The organism is Rhodocytophaga aerolata, assembly GCF_030503435.1.
Classification (GTDB): Bacteria; Bacteroidota; Bacteroidia; order Cytophagales; family 172606-1; genus Rhodocytophaga; species Rhodocytophaga aerolata.
In genome coordinates this window covers 1-21,532 of the sequence record NZ_JAUKPO010000055.1, presented here as the reverse complement: position 1 = coordinate 21,532, position 21,532 = coordinate 1, and the positions used below count along the sequence as shown (strand labels likewise).

General features: G+C 40.9%; 17 protein-coding genes. 3 read left to right on the top strand and 14 right to left on the bottom strand.

Going from position 1 to position 21,532, the window contains the following annotated elements; genetic code table 11:
• Positions 1-241 precede the first annotated feature (241 nt).
• Both Q0590_RS34185 and Q0590_RS34180 read left to right on the top strand, forming a co-directional pair.
• The gene (locus Q0590_RS34185) at positions 242-1,321 is read left to right on the top strand and encodes a glycoside hydrolase family 43 protein (protein WP_302042173.1); all 1,080 of its coding nucleotides are present in this window, start codon (positions 242-244) and stop codon (positions 1,319-1,321) included.
• 192 nt (positions 1,322-1,513) lie between these two features.
• Positions 1,514-3,898, top strand: coding sequence for an ABC transporter permease (locus tag Q0590_RS34180; RefSeq protein ID WP_302042172.1), 2,385 nt, complete (start codon positions 1,514-1,516; stop codon positions 3,896-3,898).
• Between the two features lie 261 nt (positions 3,899-4,159).
• Here Q0590_RS34180 and Q0590_RS34175 read toward each other — a convergent pair whose 3' ends face one another.
• The 11 genes from Q0590_RS34175 to Q0590_RS34125 all read right to left on the bottom strand — a co-directional run bounded on the left by Q0590_RS34175 (position 4,160) and on the right by Q0590_RS34125 (position 14,735).
• Positions 4,160-5,035 (bottom strand): alpha/beta fold hydrolase, encoded by an 876-nt coding sequence (locus Q0590_RS34175; RefSeq protein WP_302042171.1) that lies wholly within the window; start codon positions 5,033-5,035, stop codon positions 4,160-4,162.
• A 12-nt stretch (positions 5,036-5,047) separates the two neighbouring features.
• Positions 5,048-5,605: a TetR/AcrR family transcriptional regulator gene (locus tag Q0590_RS34170; protein WP_302042170.1), complete on the bottom strand. Its 558-nt coding sequence runs from the start codon at positions 5,603-5,605 to the stop codon at positions 5,048-5,050.
• Between the two features lie 647 nt (positions 5,606-6,252).
• Complete coding sequence (locus Q0590_RS34165) at positions 6,253-7,188, bottom strand: alpha/beta fold hydrolase (protein WP_302042169.1); 936 nt, start codon at positions 7,186-7,188, stop codon at positions 6,253-6,255.
• A 496-nt stretch (positions 7,189-7,684) separates the two neighbouring features.
• Positions 7,685-9,139: an amidohydrolase family protein gene (locus Q0590_RS34160; protein ID WP_302042168.1), complete on the bottom strand. Its 1,455-nt coding sequence runs from the start codon at positions 9,137-9,139 to the stop codon at positions 7,685-7,687.
• A 384-nt stretch (positions 9,140-9,523) separates the two neighbouring features.
• Positions 9,524-9,892, bottom strand: a complete 369-nt coding sequence (locus Q0590_RS34155) for a nuclear transport factor 2 family protein (protein WP_302042167.1) — start codon at positions 9,890-9,892, stop codon at positions 9,524-9,526.
• Positions 9,893-10,024: 132 nt separating this feature from the next.
• On the bottom strand, positions 10,025-10,945 hold the full coding sequence (locus Q0590_RS34150; protein ID WP_302042166.1) for an NAD(P)-dependent alcohol dehydrogenase: 921 nt from the start codon (positions 10,943-10,945) through the stop codon (positions 10,025-10,027).
• Positions 10,946-11,048: 103 nt separating this feature from the next.
• Complete coding sequence (locus Q0590_RS34145) at positions 11,049-11,729, bottom strand: hypothetical protein (protein WP_302042165.1); 681 nt, start codon at positions 11,727-11,729, stop codon at positions 11,049-11,051.
• A gap of 22 nt (positions 11,730-11,751) precedes the next feature.
• Positions 11,752-12,783, bottom strand: coding sequence for an alpha/beta hydrolase (locus tag Q0590_RS34140; RefSeq protein ID WP_302042164.1), 1,032 nt, complete (start codon positions 12,781-12,783; stop codon positions 11,752-11,754).
• A 50-nt stretch (positions 12,784-12,833) separates the two neighbouring features.
• The gene (locus Q0590_RS34135; protein WP_302042163.1) at positions 12,834-13,241 is read right to left on the bottom strand and encodes a hypothetical protein; all 408 of its coding nucleotides are present in this window, start codon (positions 13,239-13,241) and stop codon (positions 12,834-12,836) included.
• Positions 13,242-13,447: 206 nt separating this feature from the next.
• Positions 13,448-14,074 (bottom strand): hypothetical protein, encoded by a 627-nt coding sequence (locus Q0590_RS34130; protein WP_302042162.1) that lies wholly within the window; start codon positions 14,072-14,074, stop codon positions 13,448-13,450.
• A 79-nt stretch (positions 14,075-14,153) separates the two neighbouring features.
• Positions 14,154-14,735, bottom strand: a complete 582-nt coding sequence (locus Q0590_RS34125) for a Crp/Fnr family transcriptional regulator (RefSeq protein ID WP_302042161.1) — start codon at positions 14,733-14,735, stop codon at positions 14,154-14,156.
• A 666-nt stretch (positions 14,736-15,401) separates the two neighbouring features.
• Here Q0590_RS34125 and Q0590_RS34120 point away from each other — a divergent pair.
• On the top strand, positions 15,402-15,932 hold the full coding sequence (locus tag Q0590_RS34120; protein ID WP_302042160.1) for a GrpB family protein: 531 nt from the start codon (positions 15,402-15,404) through the stop codon (positions 15,930-15,932).
• A gap of 841 nt (positions 15,933-16,773) precedes the next feature.
• Here Q0590_RS34120 and Q0590_RS34115 read toward each other — a convergent pair.
• Genes Q0590_RS34115 through Q0590_RS34105 form a run of 3 tightly spaced genes read right to left on the bottom strand, consistent with a single transcriptional unit; the run spans position 16,774 to position 20,887 of the window.
• Entirely contained in the window at positions 16,774-17,457 is a 684-nt protein-coding gene (locus Q0590_RS34115) for an outer membrane beta-barrel protein (RefSeq protein WP_302042159.1), read from the bottom strand.
• Between the two features lie 57 nt (positions 17,458-17,514).
• On the bottom strand, positions 17,515-19,602 hold the full coding sequence (locus Q0590_RS34110) for a T9SS type B sorting domain-containing protein (RefSeq protein ID WP_302042158.1): 2,088 nt from the start codon (positions 19,600-19,602) through the stop codon (positions 17,515-17,517).
• A 55-nt stretch (positions 19,603-19,657) separates the two neighbouring features.
• Complete coding sequence (locus Q0590_RS34105; RefSeq protein WP_302042157.1) at positions 19,658-20,887, bottom strand: T9SS type A sorting domain-containing protein; 1,230 nt, start codon at positions 20,885-20,887, stop codon at positions 19,658-19,660.
• Between the last annotated feature and the right edge of the window lie 645 nt (positions 20,888-21,532).

The following is a 21,532-nucleotide window of genomic DNA, read 5'->3' as shown; positions in this document are numbered from 1 at the left end:
CACAGAAAAACTAAATTTTGCGTATCTCAAGGAAATTGTTGTAACGCTAACTCCCCCTTTCGGTTAACGACTTTAAAAGAGTAGATAAGCATTATCAATAGTTAATTGAGTACTGACTCCTCAGCACCTGCAAATGAGTGAATACAAGTAATAATTTTTCAAAAGGTGTAGATAAAACGCTAATTTGACAGTCGGAAATAATAACCTTTTATATCTAAAACCACTGTAAAATTATATGCTTATGAGATTTACCTTATTTTTTTTAGTGTTTATCTGCTACATAGGCGCTTTGGCACAATCTAAGAAAGCAGCACACGAAGATGTAGCGACAAAGCAAGAACTTAAACCGGATAAAGATAAACCTGTCTGGATGCTGACTTACTTTCGTCAGCGCTATCCTACCCGAATTGAGATTGATGAGAAGGGAAATACAGTAGAGGTACCTTTAGCAGATCCGATGCTGATAGCTAAGCTGCATGTGGCTTTATCTACTGATGGACGAAATTGGACTCCTTTGAATAATAATAATCCCCTATGGGAGCAGCCAATGCGGGATCCTTTTGTGCGTCGGGGTCCTGATGGGATTTGGCGTATCTTAGCCACAGGGGTGGGAAGAGGTGACAATTGGGAGAAGATAGGGCCAAGTTGTTTGTATGCCACATCGAAAGATCTGATCAACTGGCAACTAGAAGCTTCTTTGCCCTTGATGAAAGAGGTACGCGATGAGGCAGGAGCCTTGGCTAGAAATATTTGGGCACCAGAATGGTTGTATAATGATCAAACAAAAGAGTATATCCTATTCTGGTCTTCCTCCTTTCAAGATGCAGGCTGGAAACAGAGCCGGCTTTGGTATTGTAAAACCCGAGACTGGAAAACATTTACGCCTGCTAAGGTACTGTTTGCCCCTTCCTACTCAGTTATTGACGGAACAATACTGAAAGATAAAGGCACTTATTATCTGTTTCACAAAGAGGAGGAATTTGGGGCCAAAACCGGTGAAAGGCGGGCCATCAGGGTAGCCACCTCTACGAACCTAGAGGGGCCATACACCATTGTGGAAGGTCATTTAAACAAAGGGCAGATTGTGCCGGTCATCACCGAAGGGCCAACTGTGATGGAAGACCCGCTAAAAGAAGGATGGTTACTGCTCTATGATTATTGTATGACAAATCGTTTTGGTGCCTCTTACTCTTCTGATTTGCTTACCTGGAGGGTGGAAGAAAAGGTAAGTTTTCCATCTGAAGCCCGCCATGGGTGTGTTTCACTACTAACCCCTCAAGAAGCTAAACTGTTACTAAAAACGTATGCAGGTAAACCTTGAGATAAAAGGGTTTTGAGAACACACCTTAAAAATATTGCTACTAAGCTATAAATGATCTCTTACTATTAATAAACCCAAAGGGGGAGTTAAACTATTTTGGGCAGTGATCTTATTTGGCTCATCGGTAGGAATAATAAATTGCCGTTTATGCTTAACTTTCTATTCCATTTCTGGTTGCAAATTCATTTTGATATGATACGAAATTACTTCACAACTGCTTTGCGCAACATGGTCAGGAATAAAGTATATTCCTTCCTTAATATAAGCGGATTGGCGGTAGGAATGGCTGTGGCCATGCTTATTGGTTTATGGATCTACGATGAATTTGCTTTCAATACCTATCATACCAAGCATGAGCGGATTGTAAAAGTCATGCAAAACCTTTCTGACAATGGAGCGATACAAACCCTAGAAAGCGTGCCGTATCCCTTGGCTGAAGAACTTAGAAATAAGTATGGAAGCGATTTTAAGCAGGTGGCACTGGCAATGAGTGATGTAATGAATGTGTTAAGGTATAAGAACAATACATTCACAAAGCAGGGGACTTATTTTGAACCACAAGCCCTTGACATACTCAGTGTAAAATTACTCAAAGGAAATGCACAATCTCTCGATGAGCCAACATCCATTATTCTTTCTGCTTCCCTGGCAAAAAGCCTCTTTACCTATACAGATCCACTCGGTAAAATCATACAACTGGATGATAGCATTGCCATAAAAGTGACAGGGGTGTATGAAGATTTTCCTGCCAGTTCCAGTTTTCATGAAGTATCTTTTATAGCCCCCTGGCAACTGTACTATAACCTGAATCCCTGGGTAAAAGAACTGGCTAATCCCTGGCGTGTGAATGCTTTCCAGATTTATGCACAGGTAAATAGTCGTGCAGATATTGATAATATTTCATTAAAAATAAAAGATGCTTCGCTACCTCATGTTCCTAAGAAACTAGCTAAAAGTAAGCCTGCCTTGTTTCTCCACCCAATGGATAAGTGGTATTTACAAGAGCAATTCAGAGATGGGTTGAATACAGGCGGGCGAATAGAATATGTGTATTTATTTGGCCTGATTGGTTGCTTTGTGTTGCTGCTGGCTTGTATCAACTTTATGAATCTTTCTACCGCCCGCAGTGAAAAAAGAGCAAAAGAAGTAGGCATTCGCAAAGCTGTCGGATCATCTCGAATAGGATTGATTTTACAGTTTTACAGCGAATCTTTTATCATGGTGAGTTTTGCCTGTATACTTTCTTTCCTTTTGCTCTGGCTTTCACTGCCTTGGTTCAATCAAATCGCCGGTAAAGATATACACCTGTTGTGGTCCGAGCCTCTGTTCTGGGCATTAGCCATTGGTTTTAGCTTGTTTACAGGTTTTGCCGCAGGCACCTATCCGGCATTGTATCTTTCCTCTTTTCGTCCCGAGCAAGTATTGAAAGGAAATATTCGTACGGGCAGCTATACTTCCTTACCCAGGAAAATACTGGTAATCATTCAGTTTACAGTTTCTATGCTGATGATTAATGCTACCATTGGGGTGTATCACCAGATAGAATTTGCCAAGAACCGCCCTATCGGCTATGATACGAGTGGATTAGTAGCTATTCTACAAACCGGCCTTGACGTGCACCAGCATTTTGAAGTAGTCAAAAATAAATTACTCCAGACCGGTGCTATCCTGCAAGTTTGTGAAACAAATAGTCCACTTACCCAGATCTGGGCCACCAGAAACAGCGTTGACTGGCCCGGAAAAGACCCTAATCTGGTGGCGGACTTTGCCAACATTGGTATATCCTATGAATATGGAGCCACCATCGGATGGCAACTTTTAGCCGGACGGGATTTTGCCAAAGACTTTACAAGCGATTCCAAATCAGTTATTTTAAATGAATCTGCTATACGATTGATAGGCTTGAAAAATCCCATTGGACAATCGCTTCTGTGGTATAATGAACCCTATCAGATCGTGGGCGTAGTGAAAGATGTGATTAGTCAATCGCCTTATAAGAAGGTGAAGCCTACTTTTTATCACTTGTTAGGGGAAGAAGCTAGTTATGTTCTGGCAAAAATACATCCGCAAAGTACGGCTAAAGGGGCTTTGCAACAAATGGAGGCTATATTTCAAACCTATAATCCAAGCCAGCCATTCGATTACGGGTTTGTAGACGAAGAGTTTGCTAAAAAATTCGATACGGAAGAGCGGATCGGTCAGCTTTCGATTCTGTTCACAATTCTGGCCATTTTTATTTCTTGCCTAGGCGTTTTTGGCTTAGCCTCCTTCCTTTGCGAGCAGCGCAACAAGGAAATGGGCGTAAGAAAAATACTAGGTGCCAATACCTTTCATCTGTGGGCTTTATTATCGAAAGACTTTATAGTGCTGGTGCTCACTGCCTTTCTGATCGCTACTCCGCTTGCCTATTATTTTATCTATAAATGGTTAGAGAATTTCGAGTACCGGACAACCATTACATGGTGGATTTTTGTTGTAGCTGGTACAAGTGTGTTAGTGATTACTCTCCTGACCATGAGCTATCAAACCATTAAATCGGCGCTCATCAATCCGGTACACGCTTTACGCAATGAGTAAGTAGCCTATTCTGCATCCAATTAAGAAAAATGGATCCCACCTAACTACAAATAAAGCTCCTCCTTCTTGCTTAGGCAAGCTTCATAATAGTACTTACCAGGGCAACTATTATGTGTTACTGGAAAGGGGTATTTTGAGTTACTTCATTACAACTTTAGCTACTTATTCAGCTGACAACCTACAATTGCTATTAACCTAGTGTTCATTTTTTGAGGTTAGGCCATTTTTACTTGGTAGTCTTTAGTTAAATATTAGCTAAAGCTATTTTAAGAAATCCAGGATTGCTTTTGCGGTTTCCTCTGGTTTCTCTTCCTGAATGAAATGTCCCGATCCTTCTATTTCCTTCATTTCATACTTAAGGACATGCCCAGATAAAAAATTCTCCAAGATGCCAAAACTTGCCGGTGAGGCAATCCCTTTAGTTACATTTTCAATTTTTGAATAACTCTTTTGGTCTGAGATATCCTGACAGAACGCCTGATACCAGGCATTGGAAGCTCGTATGCTTTCTTTGTCATTATAGTGGTGGATATATACAGATCGGTCAAAGGCATTGATCGCCTCTTGGGTAACAAGCAGCTTATCCAACAGATGATCTAACAACAAGCCAAATCGTCCTTCCAGCAGTTGGGCGGGCAAGTCGTTTACCTGATTAAAGGCTACCCACCAGGGATATACAGGCGCTCCTACGGGCAGCATGGGTAGCCGGTACATATTCTCATCGGGAGGCGGGGTGTCTAAAAGAATCAGTTTTTTGACTTTTTCCGGATAATTGGCCGCAAAGGCATACGCAACATTGCCACCCATGTCATGCCCAGCCACATTTACCTTTTCATAACCTAAGGCAGCCACCAATTCCTTGATATCGCTGGCCATATGCTTCTTGGTATATCCTTCTACAGGCTTATCACTATCCCCCATTCCCCGCAAGTCAACCACAATTACGGTATGCTTTTCAGCTAAGAGAGGCATAATATAGCGGTAAGACCACCAGGTTTGAGGCCAGCCCGGCAATAATAGCAAGGGTTCTCCACTTCCTCCGATCACATAGTGAAGAGTTAGGTTATTGACTTTTTGAAAGGAACTAATGAAACCCGGTATTTTTTTAATCAGATTTTCAGTTGAGTATTGATTCATATATATATAGATTTATTCGTTTAATCCGATGGCCCCTTTAAAGGAAGTCCAGGCAAACTTCTTACTATCATTCCTGGCAACATCCCCCGACTCAACAGCATAAATGGAAGTCTCAATGATTGATCCGAACAAATTAAAAATCCAGGGCAGCGTTAGCTCATCGTTAATGCGTTTCTGCTTTTGAAGATCCTGGATGATTTTTAACCATTTCGATTTAACGTTATCAGATTCAAATTCTTTTTTACTATCTACCTCTGAAAAGCTACTGCGCTCATAGATTCTTTTGACGAACGAATAATTAGCTCCTTGCTCAATGGCAGCAAATAACATATTCCTTACCTTTTTTATTGGCTCGTTATCACTTGCATAGGCTTCATTCATCGCCTTGTTACATCTATCGAGCATCTCATTTTTGCAAGAGTCAAGTAAGTCCTGGCGATCTTTAAAATATCGATGCAGCGTTCTGCGGGACACCTCGGCATCTTGAGCAACCTTCTCTAAAGTAGCTGAATCGTTGAGCCGAAAGCATTTCACGGCAGCAGCTATAATTTTAAGTTTAACATCAGTCATGACACAAATATATGTAATATGTCTCAAATAAGTGACATAGTTAAAAAATATTGATTAACTTTATCGTGAACGGATTCAGAATGGGATTAAGCAAAGTTTTGCAGTTAATAGTTAGTAAGGTGAAATCATGAGATGGTTGCTGATTTCTAGATAAAGAGTGTCATGCCGCCTCTTTTACTGACAGAGAAAAAGTAAAAAAAAGTAATGGTGAGTTACCTCAAAGGGGAAGTTACTATCACTTTAGATATGCATTTAGATGCAAACTTACAATCGTTCTTAACGTAGTGTCCACTTTTTTCGGGAAGTCCAGTATTGATAAACTCATTACCTTAGTATAGGAAGCTAAAGTGGTATTTGATGACATTATCACCCATAAAGTACCTTTGAGTGAAGCTTCCAACATGTATGATATACCCAATAAGAAAGAAGACAATTGCGTGAAAGGGGTGTTGAAACCTTAAACAGGTAAAACAAAGTCCAGTCAGATAAGGGATTCTGTCCTTGTAATCAAGGATGACTAGATAGGCTCCTTACTTTAGAATCCAGGCAGGAAAAGGAGTAGCTTTATATACTCAAGGGATAAAGCTACTCCTTTCTGCTTTTAGTGGTGTATTACCATAGTATATGTAAGTAGTGTTAAGTGAATATTATACACTTACTTGTGTTTCTCTGGAAGAACCAAATGCAAACAATAAGCCGAGTCCAATCATAACAGCAATGCTTGCAAATAACAGAGGAGATAATTCCTTATTTTGTTCTACCCCCACAGGAGCTTCTTTACCTTGGGGCTGATAGATGCCTCCGGTTACCTCTAAAATTAAACGGGTGGTTTCCAGAGGAACATCTAATTGAGGAAAATGGCCACTGGTGGCAAACCAATGCAGTTTGGCATCTGGAAATAAACGCAAAGCTCTATTTGCTTGTCCAGGCAAGCAAACCCGGTCCTGCTTACCCCAGCCAATTACAAGTGGTTGCCTGGCAGCTCCTACCGGAAGCCCTCTTTGTTTTTCTCCATAGGCTAGGTTATAGAGTAATTCACGAAAGGTATTGGTAGGTACAAAAGTGCGCAGTTCATCCAATGCCACCTGCGAAGGGAGTGCCCAGGGACGGGATGAAAATTGGGCAAAAAGCAAACTGCGACTAATGGTATTACCAGTCAATTGATGTAAAACAGGTTGTAATCCCTTCACCAGCTGGGCAGATAGTCGTACAGAGTGATAGAAAAAAGGCACCTCCCATCCTCGCCAGAATCCTCCCGGATCAAGTGATATCACGCTTCCCAGCACGCCACCCCGTCTAACGAGTTCAAGTACTAATCGGGCACCCATCGAACTACCCACGGCATCTATGCCAATCAGGTTATTTTCCTCAAGGAAAAGAGTCACTGCATCAGCTAGTGTGCCGATAGAAACTTCTCCAGGTAAGGGTTTGGAGTCGCCAAAACCTGGCAAGTCTATGGCGATTACCTCTCGCTCTGCGGCCAAGCCATCGATTATCCTGTTCCAGGAGCGATGACTACTACCAATACCGTGAATGAGTAAAAGCAGTTTACCAGAGCCTTTTCTTTTGTAATACATTTCCATAGATACGTTGCTAAAATATAAAATTAAAACTTAAAAGCTCTGTGCATAGGCTTAAGACAAGAGAATTGTAATCTAATGATTTATCTCTCTGGTGTCACTATCAAAGATGAAATAATGCTGTTACTTATAACTTTCTTTGGGTAGAACAACCAGCACTTTCCCTCGATGCGATTAAGCAGGTCCTCTTAAAGACCACGCACCCCGCTAACAGTATATATGTGAAAGAGTAGGTGAATACTACATTGAAAAACTTTAGTAGTGAAGCTAAGTAAATACCTAACCCGATATTTATTTCACGATTACTTAACTGATAGCCTGTATAAATTAATTCCCCCTTTCCTGAAACTCAAAAGAAAAGCAGAGAACCTTAAACCGTATAAGTTTTCTACTTGGCTTCTGTCCGAAAAACTGGGGGCCTTACACTTTAGCAAAACAAACATAGCTATAAAAATAAGCCAGATTTTCCTCCATCGGATTCTTGCTAGAGCATTTATTGTTAAATAGTCATCGTAAGAAGCATGGCCCATAGAAGTTTTGCAGATACAAGTATCCCGTTGGATAATTTGTTCGTTTGAGAAATAAGCGCTTCTATTTGGGCTTCCCCAATGTAGTTTCCATTAAAGATAACCGCACTGATATTTCGGGTATGGCCTACATCAGATACAGGATTTGTGTTAAGAATAATCAAGTCAGCCACTTTTCCTTCCTTAATGCTTCCATACTGACTTTGAAGATTAAAATATTGAGCCGGGTAGAGGGTAGCTGTTCTTAATACTTCAAAGGGGGGTAATCCAGCCAGAGAGAGTTCCTCTAATTCCTCATGTAAGGAGGAGCCGGGCAACTCGGGAACATCCGAACCGGCAAGTATTTTCACCCCTTGTCTGTAGGCCTGATAGCTAACCTGAGAACTTTTCAGATAAAAGTCCATGTAGATTTGTCTGCCATCAGCTGAACTATCTTCACTTATTGTGGCGTCTAAGTCCTCAAAAGATAAGAACCGCAAGATGGGGTTTATCTGCTCATACCTTTTTCTAAATCTCGCGTTGTCTGCATAGGCATCGGCTTTTCGCGTCAGGTGAGTGGGGCAATACCAGGTACGGTTTTTTGCCAAGGTTTCCAGGATCTGCCCTAGTTTCACTGTATCATGCTCAGCTAACAATCTTTTCCTGAAATGGGTATTGTCAATTTTTCCCGCATTAGCTGTAACTACTACCTGATCTGCGCCGGAAAAGCTTTCCCAAAGCAGAAATTTAGCATGTTCCAAACTTTTCATTCCTGCATTCGAGGCTTCAATGGCACTTACGCTATAGGGTTTATGCCCAACCACATCCAGACTAGCCAGTTTTGCCTGGGCTGCCAGGGCGAAAAAGGATTGGCGGGGAATATTGTTGTAAATCTTTACCTGTGTAAATTCATGGGCTTTCAAATGTCCAATCAGCATTTTGGCTTCCTGCCCATTGGAGCAATTGAAATAATGTGGAGACCTTTTAAACATAGGGTGGGGCCCTTCAACGGCAAACGAAGAGTAACTGTGAACCCACGGCCCAATGAGTTTTCCCTCTTGCACGGCAGCATTCCACTCTTTGGTCAGGCTAACCGAGCTGGCAAACAAATCTCTGTTGTTAATGGCCCCCCGCATATCCCTTATATGGGTAACACCACTGGCTACAAAGAGGGGATAGGCGATGGCGGGTGAAAGATGCATCAGGTGCGCATGCATATCCCAGAGTGCGGGCAAGAGAAATTTTCCTGAGCCATCGATGATTTGCCGGTTTGGAAGTACTTCAGGTTCATTTTGGGATATTGATCTAATGAAATTGCCCTCAACGAGAATGTTCCTGGCAGGCAAAATGGTGTCATTTTCAAGGTCAATCACTGAAATGTTCTTTATCAGATAGACATGGAAAGCCTGCTCATCTAAAGCTATTTGGGGTAAAGGATAAAAAACCATACAGGCAAACACACCAATCAAACAGGGTAAGCAAAGGAGACTATGGGTAAGTATCTTTTTGAAGTACTTCACAGAACAGGAGATTTGCACGAATATAATTGATGGCAAGAGATTATCCCTCGGTTTACCCATTTTACTGATTTGTAGTTCATTCAAAAAACAAGCTACCTGCAAAAAGAACAATATGGGAAAACATACTACCGGGATTTACATGAACTTTTAAGACATCTGCATTGCGGGCATAAAATTCAGATAGAGGTGTATCAGAATGAGCAGTAGAGCTAAAAAAATGCCACCTGATGCAAGGGAAAATTTCTCAAGATTTAGATATGTAATCATACAGTGTATATACGTTCCAGTGGTTAGGTAATATCTGGATACCGGTTATTGAATAAGACATCCACTTCCTGCAATCACCTGCCATGAATCGTTGAAGCGTTTCCATACCCGTAAATACCTGAACTTTCCATCAATGATTTGCCCGGCATACGTTGCCTTTAACGTGAGGGTAACGGCGACAGTGGAAATATTTTCAATAATCCTTACCGTCTGGTCTGTTGCCGAAATGTGATGCACATTCATACTGCCTGAACGGTACATCTCCATATCCATGGGCTTTGTAATCGTTTGCCCTGTTGGAATATTGAAAAGTAAACTTTCGTGTAAAAGCTGGTTAAGAACCTTGAGGTCACTGGTTTTTATTGCTTCTAAAAGTCTTTTTTCACAGTCAATAATTTGCTCTTCAGGTGTCATCAGTTATTGAATCAATCTATGGTTGATGGTGTAGGTATAAAGGTTACTTATGCTTGGGTGCCAGGCACGGAGGTGGATTTCGAAGTACAAAACTACCTGCCAGTAATGAGCCTGCTTTTTGCTAGGTGCCTGCTAGGGACTTATTCTAACCACCACATTTCCTTTTTTTCTTCCCTTGTCAACGTACCTGTGTGCGTCTACTATGTTATCCATGGAAAAGGTCTTATCAATTACTGCGTTAAGTTTGCCATTTTCAAAAAGCTCCTTAATTAATGCCAACTGCTTTTTAGATTCAGAAGCATATTCTGTTCCGCCCACGGTTTTATATACACCGCCGTTTAACAAGAGTTTTTTACATTGCTTCTTTGTGGTTTTCCCAACCGCATCAAATACCATATCAAATCTACCAGTATGAGAAGTAAAATCTGCCTTGTCGTATAGAATGATATCTGAAACACCCAATTCTTTCATCAAATGACTGCCCTCCGAACTACATACCACACTGATTTGTGCGCCATAGTGTTTACACACTTGTATAGCGGCTACACCCACCGAACCGGTTGCACCGATAATCAGAACTTTTGGATTTGCCTGTTGGGCTATTTTTGCTTTTTCCAAAAAATAGATGGCCGTTTGTGCGCCAAAAATAATAGCGGCGGCTTCTTCATAGGTAGCATTTTGGGGCATTTTCATGACGTTACTGTTCTGATGGACAGCTATGTATTGCGCATACGAGCCAAAATTAAAACCAGTCATGCCAAATACTTTGTCTCCCGGGTTAAATTCTGACACCTTATTTCCGGCCCCCTCGACCACCCCGGAAAAAACAGTTCCTAATATGGATTTTCTTGGCTTGGAAAATCCCAAAACCATCCGCATCATCCATTTCATCCATCCCTCCACGGCAAGGCTTCTTACTCTTACATCCCCTGAGTTGACAGCCGTTGCCATAATTTTAACCAGTATTTCTTTTTCTTTGGGTGTAGGCCTGGCAACCTCCTGAATTTTTAATACCTCTGGCGGCCCGTATTTTGTACAAATAACTGCTTTCAATGTCTGATTGGTTAGGATTGTTCACGCTAAATTTTAACTATACATTACCCAGGCACCCATCCTTTATCTTTATAAAAGTTATGATTCCCACATCCTTACCTAATCAATGATAAGACAACCGGTAGTTTAGCCCTAGGTTTACATACAATGGAAGAAAGGGGGCCGTCTTAAAATCTTGCGAAATCCTCTTCCCAAGAGCAAGTGTCAAGTCTGTCTTTTTGAAAGAATAACCTGTTTGTAAGCCGTAGGAAAAATTACCCCCGGTAGCAGGCTCGTACCATCCGTCAGCCACATCCGCATACACCTTCTCTCTGAAGGCTTGAGAGTGCTTAAAATGCGTAACAACTGCTTTGTCAAAACCTGCTTCAGCCGCTACAAACCATTTTGATTTGTAATAGCCGAATGTCGCTTTCATATCACTGCCAAAATTTTGAAGTCTCACCAGTTCAGTTTCTTGCCTTCTGTACATGCCATATAGGGCTAGGGCACCCCTAAAGTTAGATATATCCAGAAGCAGCATTTGCCCGCCAATTTTTGTTTTGAAATCATCAAAAAGCGTTTTACCGGAAGGCATAGAAAAATTAGCATCCATGATAATGGGAAGCTTTGTATTGGGCTTATAGCCATAGCCTATCCCATACGACACAGAATAATCTAATCCGACATTGGCGTTTATTATGTGTTGGGTGCTGCCCATTGTATTCCAGTTAATTAGTTGCGCATTTACTTTTGGCAGGCAAAAAACAAAAGCTATAAAAATTAGGATGATAGTTACTTTCTTCATTTGTTAAAACGTTTTTGTGGGTTTACAGGCTATTGAGGTATTGGAGTACTTTGGGTTCTGTTACAGTTGTCCAAGTATCTATCTGGTCCAGCATACCCGAGTGACCCACTCCCTGTACTTTAAAAACGTCCTTATTAGGATACACGAGCATAATCTTTTGTGCCCAGCTATCCGGGTAGGCTTTGTTATTACTACTATAAAAAAAGAGTACTTTTTTCTGAAACCGGGCAATTTGCTCAGAAAAATCAGGCTTATACTTTTCGCCGATTTCAAACATGGCCGAACTAATTACTGCCCCATCACGAACTGATTGGTAATAGATGCCATTAGGTCCCAGGGTTGATTTAATATCTCCTACCACCGTATTTGCTGCCGACAACTGTGCCATTTTATAATCAAGTATTTCGTGCTGGTTTTCTTTCCCTGTCAGAAACTGGTCTGTGTATGCGGCATCATTTAGTGTTTCGCTCCATAATCCTAATGACCTTGTTTTTCCCACATACTCCAAAACATCCTCCCATTTCAAGCCTCCGGGTTCGGCTAAAATTAATCCGTCAATGTCATCGGGATACTTTCCGGCATACCCGGTTCCAAGCATTGAGCCCCAGGATTGCGTTAACAAAACCACTTTCTGGTTGGGGTGAGTTTTGTAGTGATGAAGGATCGCTTTCAAGTCATCATAAAAGGTCTTTTCAATAGCCTTTGCACCCTGATTTTTATACCACCCGCCAGGAAAGCGTTGAGATAGACCAGAGCCTCTTTGGTCGTAAAAAATAACCCTATACCCTTTATCTGCCAGACTTTTGCAGTTGAGCATGTAACGGAAGTTTGCTCCGGGACCCCCATGAAGACATACGATCAGTGTACTATCGGCCGGGCCAAAAGCCTGCGCATGCAGCTTAGCTCCATTTATATTGACTGAAGGGATTGTTGGGTCTTCCATGACTGTTTTCGGTACTAAATTGCCGGGCTCGGTAATGGATTTTTCTTTGTCACAAGAGAGCAGGAAAAAACCAAAACAAAGAATAGCCATTGATGTCTTCAATATTTTCATCCTATTTTTTTATGAATGGTTAAAAATTTAAAATTTTCCATAATCATTAATTAAAAGATATGTACAACCGCACCGCTAACTCTACCGCTTCCTTCATAGGTTTCTGTTTCCACTAACTTATTATCCACATAAATTTCCAGCTTAACAGAAAGGGGCTCTGTAGATGAAGGGATGCTATGCAAAACAGATAGAACCAGATCATCTCCAGCATCTGTCATGCGGTTGAATGACACTGAAAATGGAATGCTTATTTCTGACAAACTAGTAGTGCCACCGGTTGCATTGGTGTATCTTACTATTTCTACTTTACTAAGGCCCGTACCGGATATTTTATATTCTACTGTTACATTTTTAGGAAAAGACGGGCTAGGATCATCTGATTTGTTGCAGGCATGTAAAAATAGTGTGGTCAGCACCAGTACACTTAAGCGAGTGATTAGGTTAATTTTCTTTTTCATATAAATTGTGTGTTTTATTTTTCAAAGGTTGTTTCTATGCAGTTTTCCCAGCATGTTTTTTCAACGTCTTGTAAATCCGGCCTGCTCACAGGACAGAATTGGCTGCGATGGAATGTTCCAGGAAAGACCAATTCTTGAACAGGGGAAACTGCTGATGGGAAATTCAGGATACTGAAGGGTATCTGGTTAATTTCCTGCTGAGGTGGCTAAAAATTAAATCCGAAATGAAACCCCGGTTCTCCGAAGATGAACTTGGACCATTTATCGTCTAGCTGTTTAAATCCATCAGGTAGTTTACTGTGATAGGCACGGTGGGTAATGGCAAGGGATGGCTGAATAAAAAATCTGTCCTTCAGCAGTTTGATGTGATAACCAATGCGGTATGTGTTGAAAAGCTGAAAACCATTGCTAATTTTTTTGCCGTCATTACCTACAAAAGTTTGCCGGCTAGGCATTACATTCAGCTCGGCATATAAACCCTTCCAGAAGAATCGCTGGTAAGCCACTGAAATACCAAATTCCCGTACATACCCCGGGAATTCTTCCTCCGGCTTTCCGTACGATTTGTTGAAGAGTGGATGAATACCATTCGGCCAGGCATATTTCCAGGTTTTGGGTTCTAAGGTAATTACATCCTTTCCTGTAAGCCGATAGCCTATATTGAGTTGAAAGAAGTTGGGTGGGTTGGTAGGAGCCAGATTACCCAATAAAAATATAGTGCTCCCAACGAACCACCGTTTGTACGTGATGTCTTGTCTGGCGTATTGTGCATTCACCGGTAAACGGCTTGCCAACACGATGGCAAGCACAATCCATACCATTTTCTTTTGCATATCTTTTTAATGTTAATCGATACTGCAAAAGTAGATGGGCGATAGCCTAAAACTCGTTCACTAAAGTTAAGAAATGAAGTCAGGCTTTGCTTTTCTCCATAATTCTTGCTCTTAATCTACTCAATGATTGTGGTGTTATACCTAAATAACTTGCTAACTGGTGTTGTGGCACACGCCCAATAAGGTCTGTTCTGTTTTGCAGTAAGTTCAGGTATCGTTGTTCCGGTGATGAAGTCTTAAACTCATCAAAGTCTATTTGTTGTCTGGCTAAAAGTTCTTCAGACAATACTCTGCACATGATTTCAAACTTTGGAAATTTACTAAATAATTCCACGCCCATATCTGTGTGGGCAACCGTTAGTATGGTATCCTCCACACAACTTATAAAGTATTCAGACGGAGTATTATGTATGGCACAATGGGGGGTTACGCCTTCCATTTCTGTAAAAAATGCCGTAGTTTTTTCTTCACCATCTGTGATGTAATATTTTCGTATGCATCCTTTCAGCACAAAATATTCATACGGCGATTTCTGTCCTTCTTTGAGTAAAATAGTCCCTTTCTTCACCAAGCGGAATATGTCTAAAGAAACGATTGCGTGCTTCTCATCTTCTGTCAGAGAAATATATTTTGATATGAAGTCAAATAGTATGTCTTGCATGGTATTTTCTGTTTTACTGAGTAAGTTAACAGAAGTAGAGTACATATGTATAATCTGATTAGTAAGTTTTTATAAACTATAAATGTATAACTCCCAACAAATCCTTCACCTTTTCTGTGATACCTCTGTCTCTCTATGACAGCTTATTTCCTAAAGCTACTATGGTCTCTGCCAACTCCCTACTTCTTTTGGAAATAGGGTCTCCCCGGTAAGACACGTATCTTTCCATTGATACCTGCTACATATACCTGATATAGTTTGATGGTCAGGGTTTGCTAAGGTGTGCTTACTTACCCACCATATCTGGCCTCTTATGCAGGACCCGATGCTGACATCGTTGCAGGTCCGTTTCAGTTCGTCAGGACCAACGTTTGCAGTCCGGCTTCTTTCAGTTCATGAGTTACCCAAACCACCTTGCCGCTTGCTAGTGGGCTTTACCAACTGAACCTGCCGATCAGATGGCGCATCTGAGGTTCGTCTACAAGGGACTTGCACCCTCCGGATAATAAGTGTATATTTCTTTGAAAATATATTGTGCCATACCGGGCACACACATCGGCTAAATCGGCCAGTGGGTTGCCAATTCGCATTTCCAATGCAGAAGGCCACGCCGCTTTTTAGCCTTATCCATCCATTGTGTATCATGTTGTAAAATTAAATAGGAATATGTTAATTCAAGAGTATCAAGAAAAATGGGCAAAAGACTTTAAAGAAATTAAACAAGTTATCAATGAAGTGCTTTTAGGTATGAATGTTTCAATTGAACATATTGGCAGCACATCAGTTCTTCAGCTAGCTGCAAAACCGATAATCGACATTGATGTTATTTACGAACCCAATGTGGACTTCAAGGAGTTAAAAAAAGCATTAGAGAAAATTGGTTACTTTTATAATGGAAATCAAGGTATCCAGGAAAGAGAAGTATTCAAAAGGCAACTCTTAACACAGAAGCATAAAGTACTTGATTTTATTACTCATCATCTTTATGTATGTCCTATTCACAGTAAGGAGTTAAGGGGTCACTTATTATTTCGCAACTTCCTGATAGAAAATGAAAACTCAAGGCTAGAATATGAGCAAATCAAGTTACAGATAGCTCAAGAGGCAAATCAAGACCATAAAAAGTATGCACAATTGAAGGAAATCAAAGCAAAAAGTTTTATACAATCAATTATTGAAAGAGCTAAAGAGAAATAATAAAGAGCATGAACACACTCCCTTAGCTAAGCCTGTCATCGGGCCGCTGAACGCACAAATCCTAAGCATGAGGCCACGGTGCAGGTTAGCCATATTCAGTTATGCTCTATATGAAATATGAAGCCTATTAATGTCCTTTGACATTGCGGAAAATATTAAATCTGGGCTAAAGGGGAAAAAGATCCTCTAAGGCTATATTATTCCCCCTTATCCATATGCAAAGTTTCGCCAAGGGGAAGTTAATTTAACTCCTTATAAAAAGTGCCAATTTCCCTGGCTTGTTTTGTTTGTTCAGCAGTAACTTCATTTCCTTTTTTTATCTTGAAAGTGATAACTACGCTAATCAACTAAAAAATTAGTTGCTTAGCGTAATTGATTTGCCTCCATGCTTAAGATGCAAAAGAAGAAATGTGGAACATTACTAAATAAGAGAGCTTTATAAACTCACCTTTTCTATTTTAAATGATTTACCTTAGGAAGATAAACAATTGCCATTTGATCTTCACTTGGGTATGTTAATTTTTTGTCAGCAAATATGAGAATAATGATAGAAGATATGAATCTTCAGCTTGCCGGTCAGTTTTATCAAGCAGAGAAACAATTGTTATGAGTATCTGGAGAATATTAAGAAGCGTTTGTTCTCCCAACTCAGCAACCACCTAATTTAATTATTATCCACTCATTGGCAGGAGCAACAAATACCCCTTCATTCAGAGTCATAACAGTTATTTCACCAGAAGGATACCTACTAATCGGTGCTTGCTAGAGCGTTTTGGCAGAAGCAGCAAAGGTGAAATAGAAATAATTAATTCTATTAGCATACAGGATAACAGCGTTTTACTCATCTTTTTTGCCTGAAGGTATAAACTATACCCATCCTTCCTGGGGCAACGAAACTAGTATTGTCTTGTAAGTGTACAGAAGAATGATTGCTGTTTTTCTGAAAAGTACGGCCTAAGGAAACCTCTCCAAAAACCGTAAATCGATTTATGATTCTATACTGTATGCCTACGCCTGAGGTTATTCCAAATCCTGAAGTACTCTGTGTAGGTGCTATCTGTTGATCTACTAGCGAACTATTCTCATAAGTGCCAATAGCCTGCCGGATGTGTGCAAAATAAAAATGGCTACGAAGCACAAGATACGGCTGTAAGCGGCGGAAGGGTTTTAAAAAAGTGTATTGTAAAGAAACAGGCATATAGAATCCGGGCATGTAATCAAATGCATTTACGGAACCTGTATAATTGCCCCAGGTAATAGTAGCAGGAAACATTAAAGTAGATCTTTGTTGCAGATTGGTTAGGGTAAACCCTGTTTGTAATGAAAAATGTGGACTGATGTGATAGCCTGCTAAACCGGCTATACCTATCTTAGATGAAGCTGGCTCAAAAGGAATCGTTTCTACAGTAACCCCCACTTGCCATCTTCCAGCAACAGACGCTTCTTGCCTCGAAAAAGTTGAGCTTTGTGCCATTATCAACAAAGGCATAGCCACAAGTAAAAAGATAAGTACATACGTTTTCATATAATAAGGATAGTTAAATTAAGTTGTTAAAATTAATCGGAATGCCCACGGCATTTTTTACTGCAGCAGACTAACTGTACCCCGGTAAGTAACCGGATTTCCCCGGCAATCGGTGGCAGTAACAAACCAAAAATATACACCCGCTATAACCTGTCCGCCATCTGCCCTTCCATCCCACGCATCAAAGGGATTAGAGGAGTAGAATACAGGTTTACCCCACCGATTACAAATAGTAAGACTGTAGGCAGGCGTATTAAGCACATGCATACTGAATGTATCATTTACTCCATCGCTGTTGGGCGTAAATACATTCGGGATGAACGCACCTATCTCTTCTTTGATAAACACCAGGTTAGCTGTATCTACCGATACACTACAACGGTTGTGGATTTCTACATAGTACTTCCCAGGCTTATCTACCTGTATTTGTTGTGTAGTCTCCCCGGTATTCCACAGGTAGGCAGCCCCTGGGTTTAAGGCATCCAATACAGTGAAGTTGCCTTCACACACAATGGTGTCATCGGGTAAATAAGCTTTGACTTCCGGAATTACCTGTAGATATACACTATCACGGCTGTTGCCGCAAGGATTATAAGCTTCTACTTTGTACCAGCCTGTCTGATTAACCTGAATACTTCTAGTAGTATCTCCTGTGTTCCATCGGTAACTGGTATAAGGCAGAAATTCCACTGAAAAAGTAAGCGGCACGTCAGTAAAGCATTTTTCTATAGCTTCTTCCGGAAGGTTTACCACTGGCTTTGGGTAAATCACGACTGGTTTTTGTAATGTATCCAACTCTCCGCAACGGTCTCGGATAATGAGTTTTACCTGGTAGGTGCCCGGCGCAGAAAACCGGTGTAAAGGATTAGCCAGAGTAGATGTATCATTTTCTCCAGAAGCCGGATCACCAAAATTCCAAAGCCACTCTTTCGCTTTATAATTAAGTTTTACCTCAAATTGCACCTGCTCCCCATCGCATACTGGCGAAGCAGTAAAATCCTGCTGCTTACCCTGATTATAGCCGGCAATGTTATTTGGCAAAAACAGATACGTGCTAATAGGATAAATACCCTGGCGGTACATTAGTCCGTTGCCTAGTGCATTAGGGTTTTCTATGGCATCCATTAGGGTTTCCCCAGCAATAGTATATATTTTTCCGTCCGGGGCCAGCCGCAAATCAGTGTGGTTTTTTCCTTGCGAGAGAGCTATATTGTACCTGGTAGCCGCTATGTCTTCCCCACTCTCTCCACTTATCTGAAATTGAGCAATCTGGTTTTTTTGCAGGCTAGCAGGCATAATCCAGTAAAGTTTGCGGCTATCAGGCGAAAACTCCATTGCCCAGCCATAATCATCTTTTATAGGCAGGAGCCGGGTATTGGTAATGCGGCCGCTTGCATCATTAAAATCAAACAAAGTACACTCCGGGGATCCAGGGAGGCCTGTAAAAGTATTGGTGGCAATAAATTTTCCATTAGGTGATGCTCTGAGTATACGGGTATAAATAAAGGTATAGGGAATCTGGCTGACCACAGGTGAAGTTTGCAGACCAGTTTTGTTTACCAGATAAGCCACAAACCGGTTAGTTTCAGCTTCTACCGTTGCTATCCAGTAATCCTGGCCATTTGCATGTCTGATAGCTGTTAGGGATTGCCCGTTGGTCTGGTAAAGAAATGTATTTTTTCTTGCAACGCCCCCCAAGCCCTTGTCCAGCCGCATGTCAATAATTGAATAATACAAGGCCGAATAAGGCGGAATGGATAAAGGTCTTATATTCTGGGTAAACAAATAATACAAAGAATCATCTGAGGGGTGCGGAACGGCTACTACCGTTTGAAATGAATAGCCGCCGGCTAAGCTATCTCCGTTTAGCATTACTCTATGTTGGCGGTTAAATACTCTATGACCATCCGAGTAAAATAATAAGTTTCCACACGGATCGGCCATTGTAAACGGTTGTCCGTTTACACCATTCTGCAATGCACCATCCTTTAATATACCAGCAGGCGTGCTGTTAAAATCCAGGCCATAGCCTAGCTTTCCTAGATACCATATATTGCCTTCTTTTTGCGCAAAAACCCGGCTTTGTCCTAGCAAAACAAAAACGGCTAAAAGAATTGTATGAACTAAATAAGAAATGTTTCTCATACATAATATGCACAGCAGCTGGTTAGAACCGGCTGCTGTGCTTTCATATTTTCCACTAATTTTTTACCATTCGTACACTGATTACCCCACGCTCTTTGTCTTCCAAGGTAACTATATAAATTCCGGCAGGCAGGTGACGAGTATTTACCCGAAATTTACCATTCCGCAGGGTTCCTGCCGCTACTACTTTATTGAAAGAGTTACGGATTTTTACCGGATAGTCTGTTGTCGTTTCCGAGTAGCTGACTTGGGTTTCGTCGGTGGCCGGGTTTGGCGATACCATCAGCGTAGTAGTAGTTGTATCAGCGGCCATACTATAGCCGCAGTTGGACGCATAAATCCCTCTCCGCTCTGTCATATACAAGTTATCGCAGGGCCTGTTATAATTGAGTATAACCACGCCGCTTCCTTCTCCGAATGCGTTTACAGAAGCGTTAGACCCATTCGGATTGATACTGAAAATTGAAGTAGGCGACACACTCCAGCTGTAATTAGTACCCGAAAAGTCTACTGCCTGAAATGACCCATAACTTCCTACACAAATATTATAAGGGCCATTCATACCGCTGGGAGGCGCTGTACGCTTAACCAGTAAGGTACGCGTAGTGCTGACGCCGCAATCGGTTACCGTTACCCGTACATAGCCGCTTGCATTGGTATTGCTGGTAGAATTAAATTTAATGGTAGCCGTATTACCAGACTGAGACTGCATAGCCGCATTTAAAGCAGCATCAGCACTCCAGGTAAAAGTAGCACTCGGATTTGCAGGCACAGAATAAATTTTTGTGCCACCAAAGTTACATTCAACAGCTGTAGCCCCGGATATAGTGCTGCCAATTGTTTGCGGGCCAACTTGTACTGTTATCTGAGCATTATTGCATCCGCTGCCTATGCCTTCTACTCTTCCTTTCGGTATGGCTTCTATCGTATAGGTGCCGGGAAGTTTGAAAGTAATCGGAAGATTATTATACATATAAAAATAAGTTCTACCAGATAACGCACAAATAGAGGGAGTCACCCGGATGTCAATAACATTGTTGAGGTAAGTAGTATAGGGGCGTGCATATGGAGCACATCGAGTGTCTAGAGCTCCATAATCAAGAACAGTTACTCCATTGTGTTTCACTCTCCAGTAAGATTCAACGCATAGGGCGGGGCCAGAGTCATAATTTACCGGCTGGTTAACACAAACACTTTGCGGCCCACCGATAAACTTAGCAATTTGGGCTTGGGAAAGGGAAGAAAGGGTTACCAGGAAGACTGTTAAAATAAGATAACTAAGCAAAATGCATCGTTTTGATTTGGTAAAACAATACATACAAAAGGGAAAGCATACAGAAGTGTTTCCCTTACGTGGGGCAGATAAACAGTTGAACATAAATGGGTGAATGTTTTGTAGTTTTTGTTTAAATTTTTCTGTAATTACTAGGGCTAAAACATTCTAAGAGGACAAGATCTTGTCCTCTTTTAACCTAATTTAATGCAGTTTATCAGTCAGTCAAATTAATCGGCTATTTGAGGCCGGCAAATACCATATCGCGAAAGGCTTTTCACAAATTGTGCAGATCGATTTTACCTGTTAATAGCGAACAGGTAGAATAATATTTGTAGAAACATTGTAGGAAATATTATAGAGTAGTTCTCAAGATATCTTTTCTTTTTTAGAATAGCAACAAAATAGTAAAATATTTATAATTAATTGTACTTCAATAGGTTGAATAGATAGAACCACTATTGCTGCTTTATCATCATGTTCATAGAGTCCAAGCGATTGACCAGCTTTCAGGTGAATTTTGTCTTATTGTAAGCGTATGGCTTCAAATTCAAAATTTATACGCTGCTAATAAATGAGTATTATAAATAGTGATGAGTCACCTGAAAGGGGAAGTTATTTTAACTACTTTCTCTTTCTATAACTTAAATTGAAAAT

Coding starts and splice junctions, on each gene's coding strand:
- Q0590_RS34185 (WP_302042173.1), top strand. CDS start 242: ATGAGATTTACCTTATTTTTTTTAGTGTTTATCTGCTACATAGGCGCT.
- Q0590_RS34180 (WP_302042172.1), top strand. CDS start 1,514: ATGATACGAAATTACTTCACAACTGCTTTGCGCAACATGGTCAGGAAT.
- Q0590_RS34175 (WP_302042171.1), bottom strand. CDS start 5,035: ATGAATCAATACTCAACTGAAAATCTGATTAAAAAAATACCGGGTTTC.
- Q0590_RS34170 (WP_302042170.1), bottom strand. CDS start 5,605: ATGACTGATGTTAAACTTAAAATTATAGCTGCTGCCGTGAAATGCTTT.
- Q0590_RS34165 (WP_302042169.1), bottom strand. CDS start 7,188: ATGGAAATGTATTACAAAAGAAAAGGCTCTGGTAAACTGCTTTTACTC.
- Q0590_RS34160 (WP_302042168.1), bottom strand. CDS start 9,139: ATGGTTTTTTATCCTTTACCCCAAATAGCTTTAGATGAGCAGGCTTTC.
- Q0590_RS34155 (WP_302042167.1), bottom strand. CDS start 9,892: ATGACACCTGAAGAGCAAATTATTGACTGTGAAAAAAGACTTTTAGAA.
- Q0590_RS34145 (WP_302042165.1), bottom strand. CDS start 11,729: ATGAAGAAAGTAACTATCATCCTAATTTTTATAGCTTTTGTTTTTTGC.
- Q0590_RS34140 (WP_302042164.1), bottom strand. CDS start 12,783: ATGAAAATATTGAAGACATCAATGGCTATTCTTTGTTTTGGTTTTTTC.
- Q0590_RS34135 (WP_302042163.1), bottom strand. CDS start 13,241: ATGAAAAAGAAAATTAACCTAATCACTCGCTTAAGTGTACTGGTGCTG.
- Q0590_RS34130 (WP_302042162.1), bottom strand. CDS start 14,074: ATGCAAAAGAAAATGGTATGGATTGTGCTTGCCATCGTGTTGGCAAGC.
- Q0590_RS34125 (WP_302042161.1), bottom strand. CDS start 14,735: ATGCAAGACATACTATTTGACTTCATATCAAAATATATTTCTCTGACA.
- Q0590_RS34120 (WP_302042160.1), top strand. CDS start 15,402: ATGTTAATTCAAGAGTATCAAGAAAAATGGGCAAAAGACTTTAAAGAA.
- Q0590_RS34115 (WP_302042159.1), bottom strand. CDS start 17,457: ATGAAAACGTATGTACTTATCTTTTTACTTGTGGCTATGCCTTTGTTG.
- Q0590_RS34110 (WP_302042158.1), bottom strand. CDS start 19,602: ATGAGAAACATTTCTTATTTAGTTCATACAATTCTTTTAGCCGTTTTT.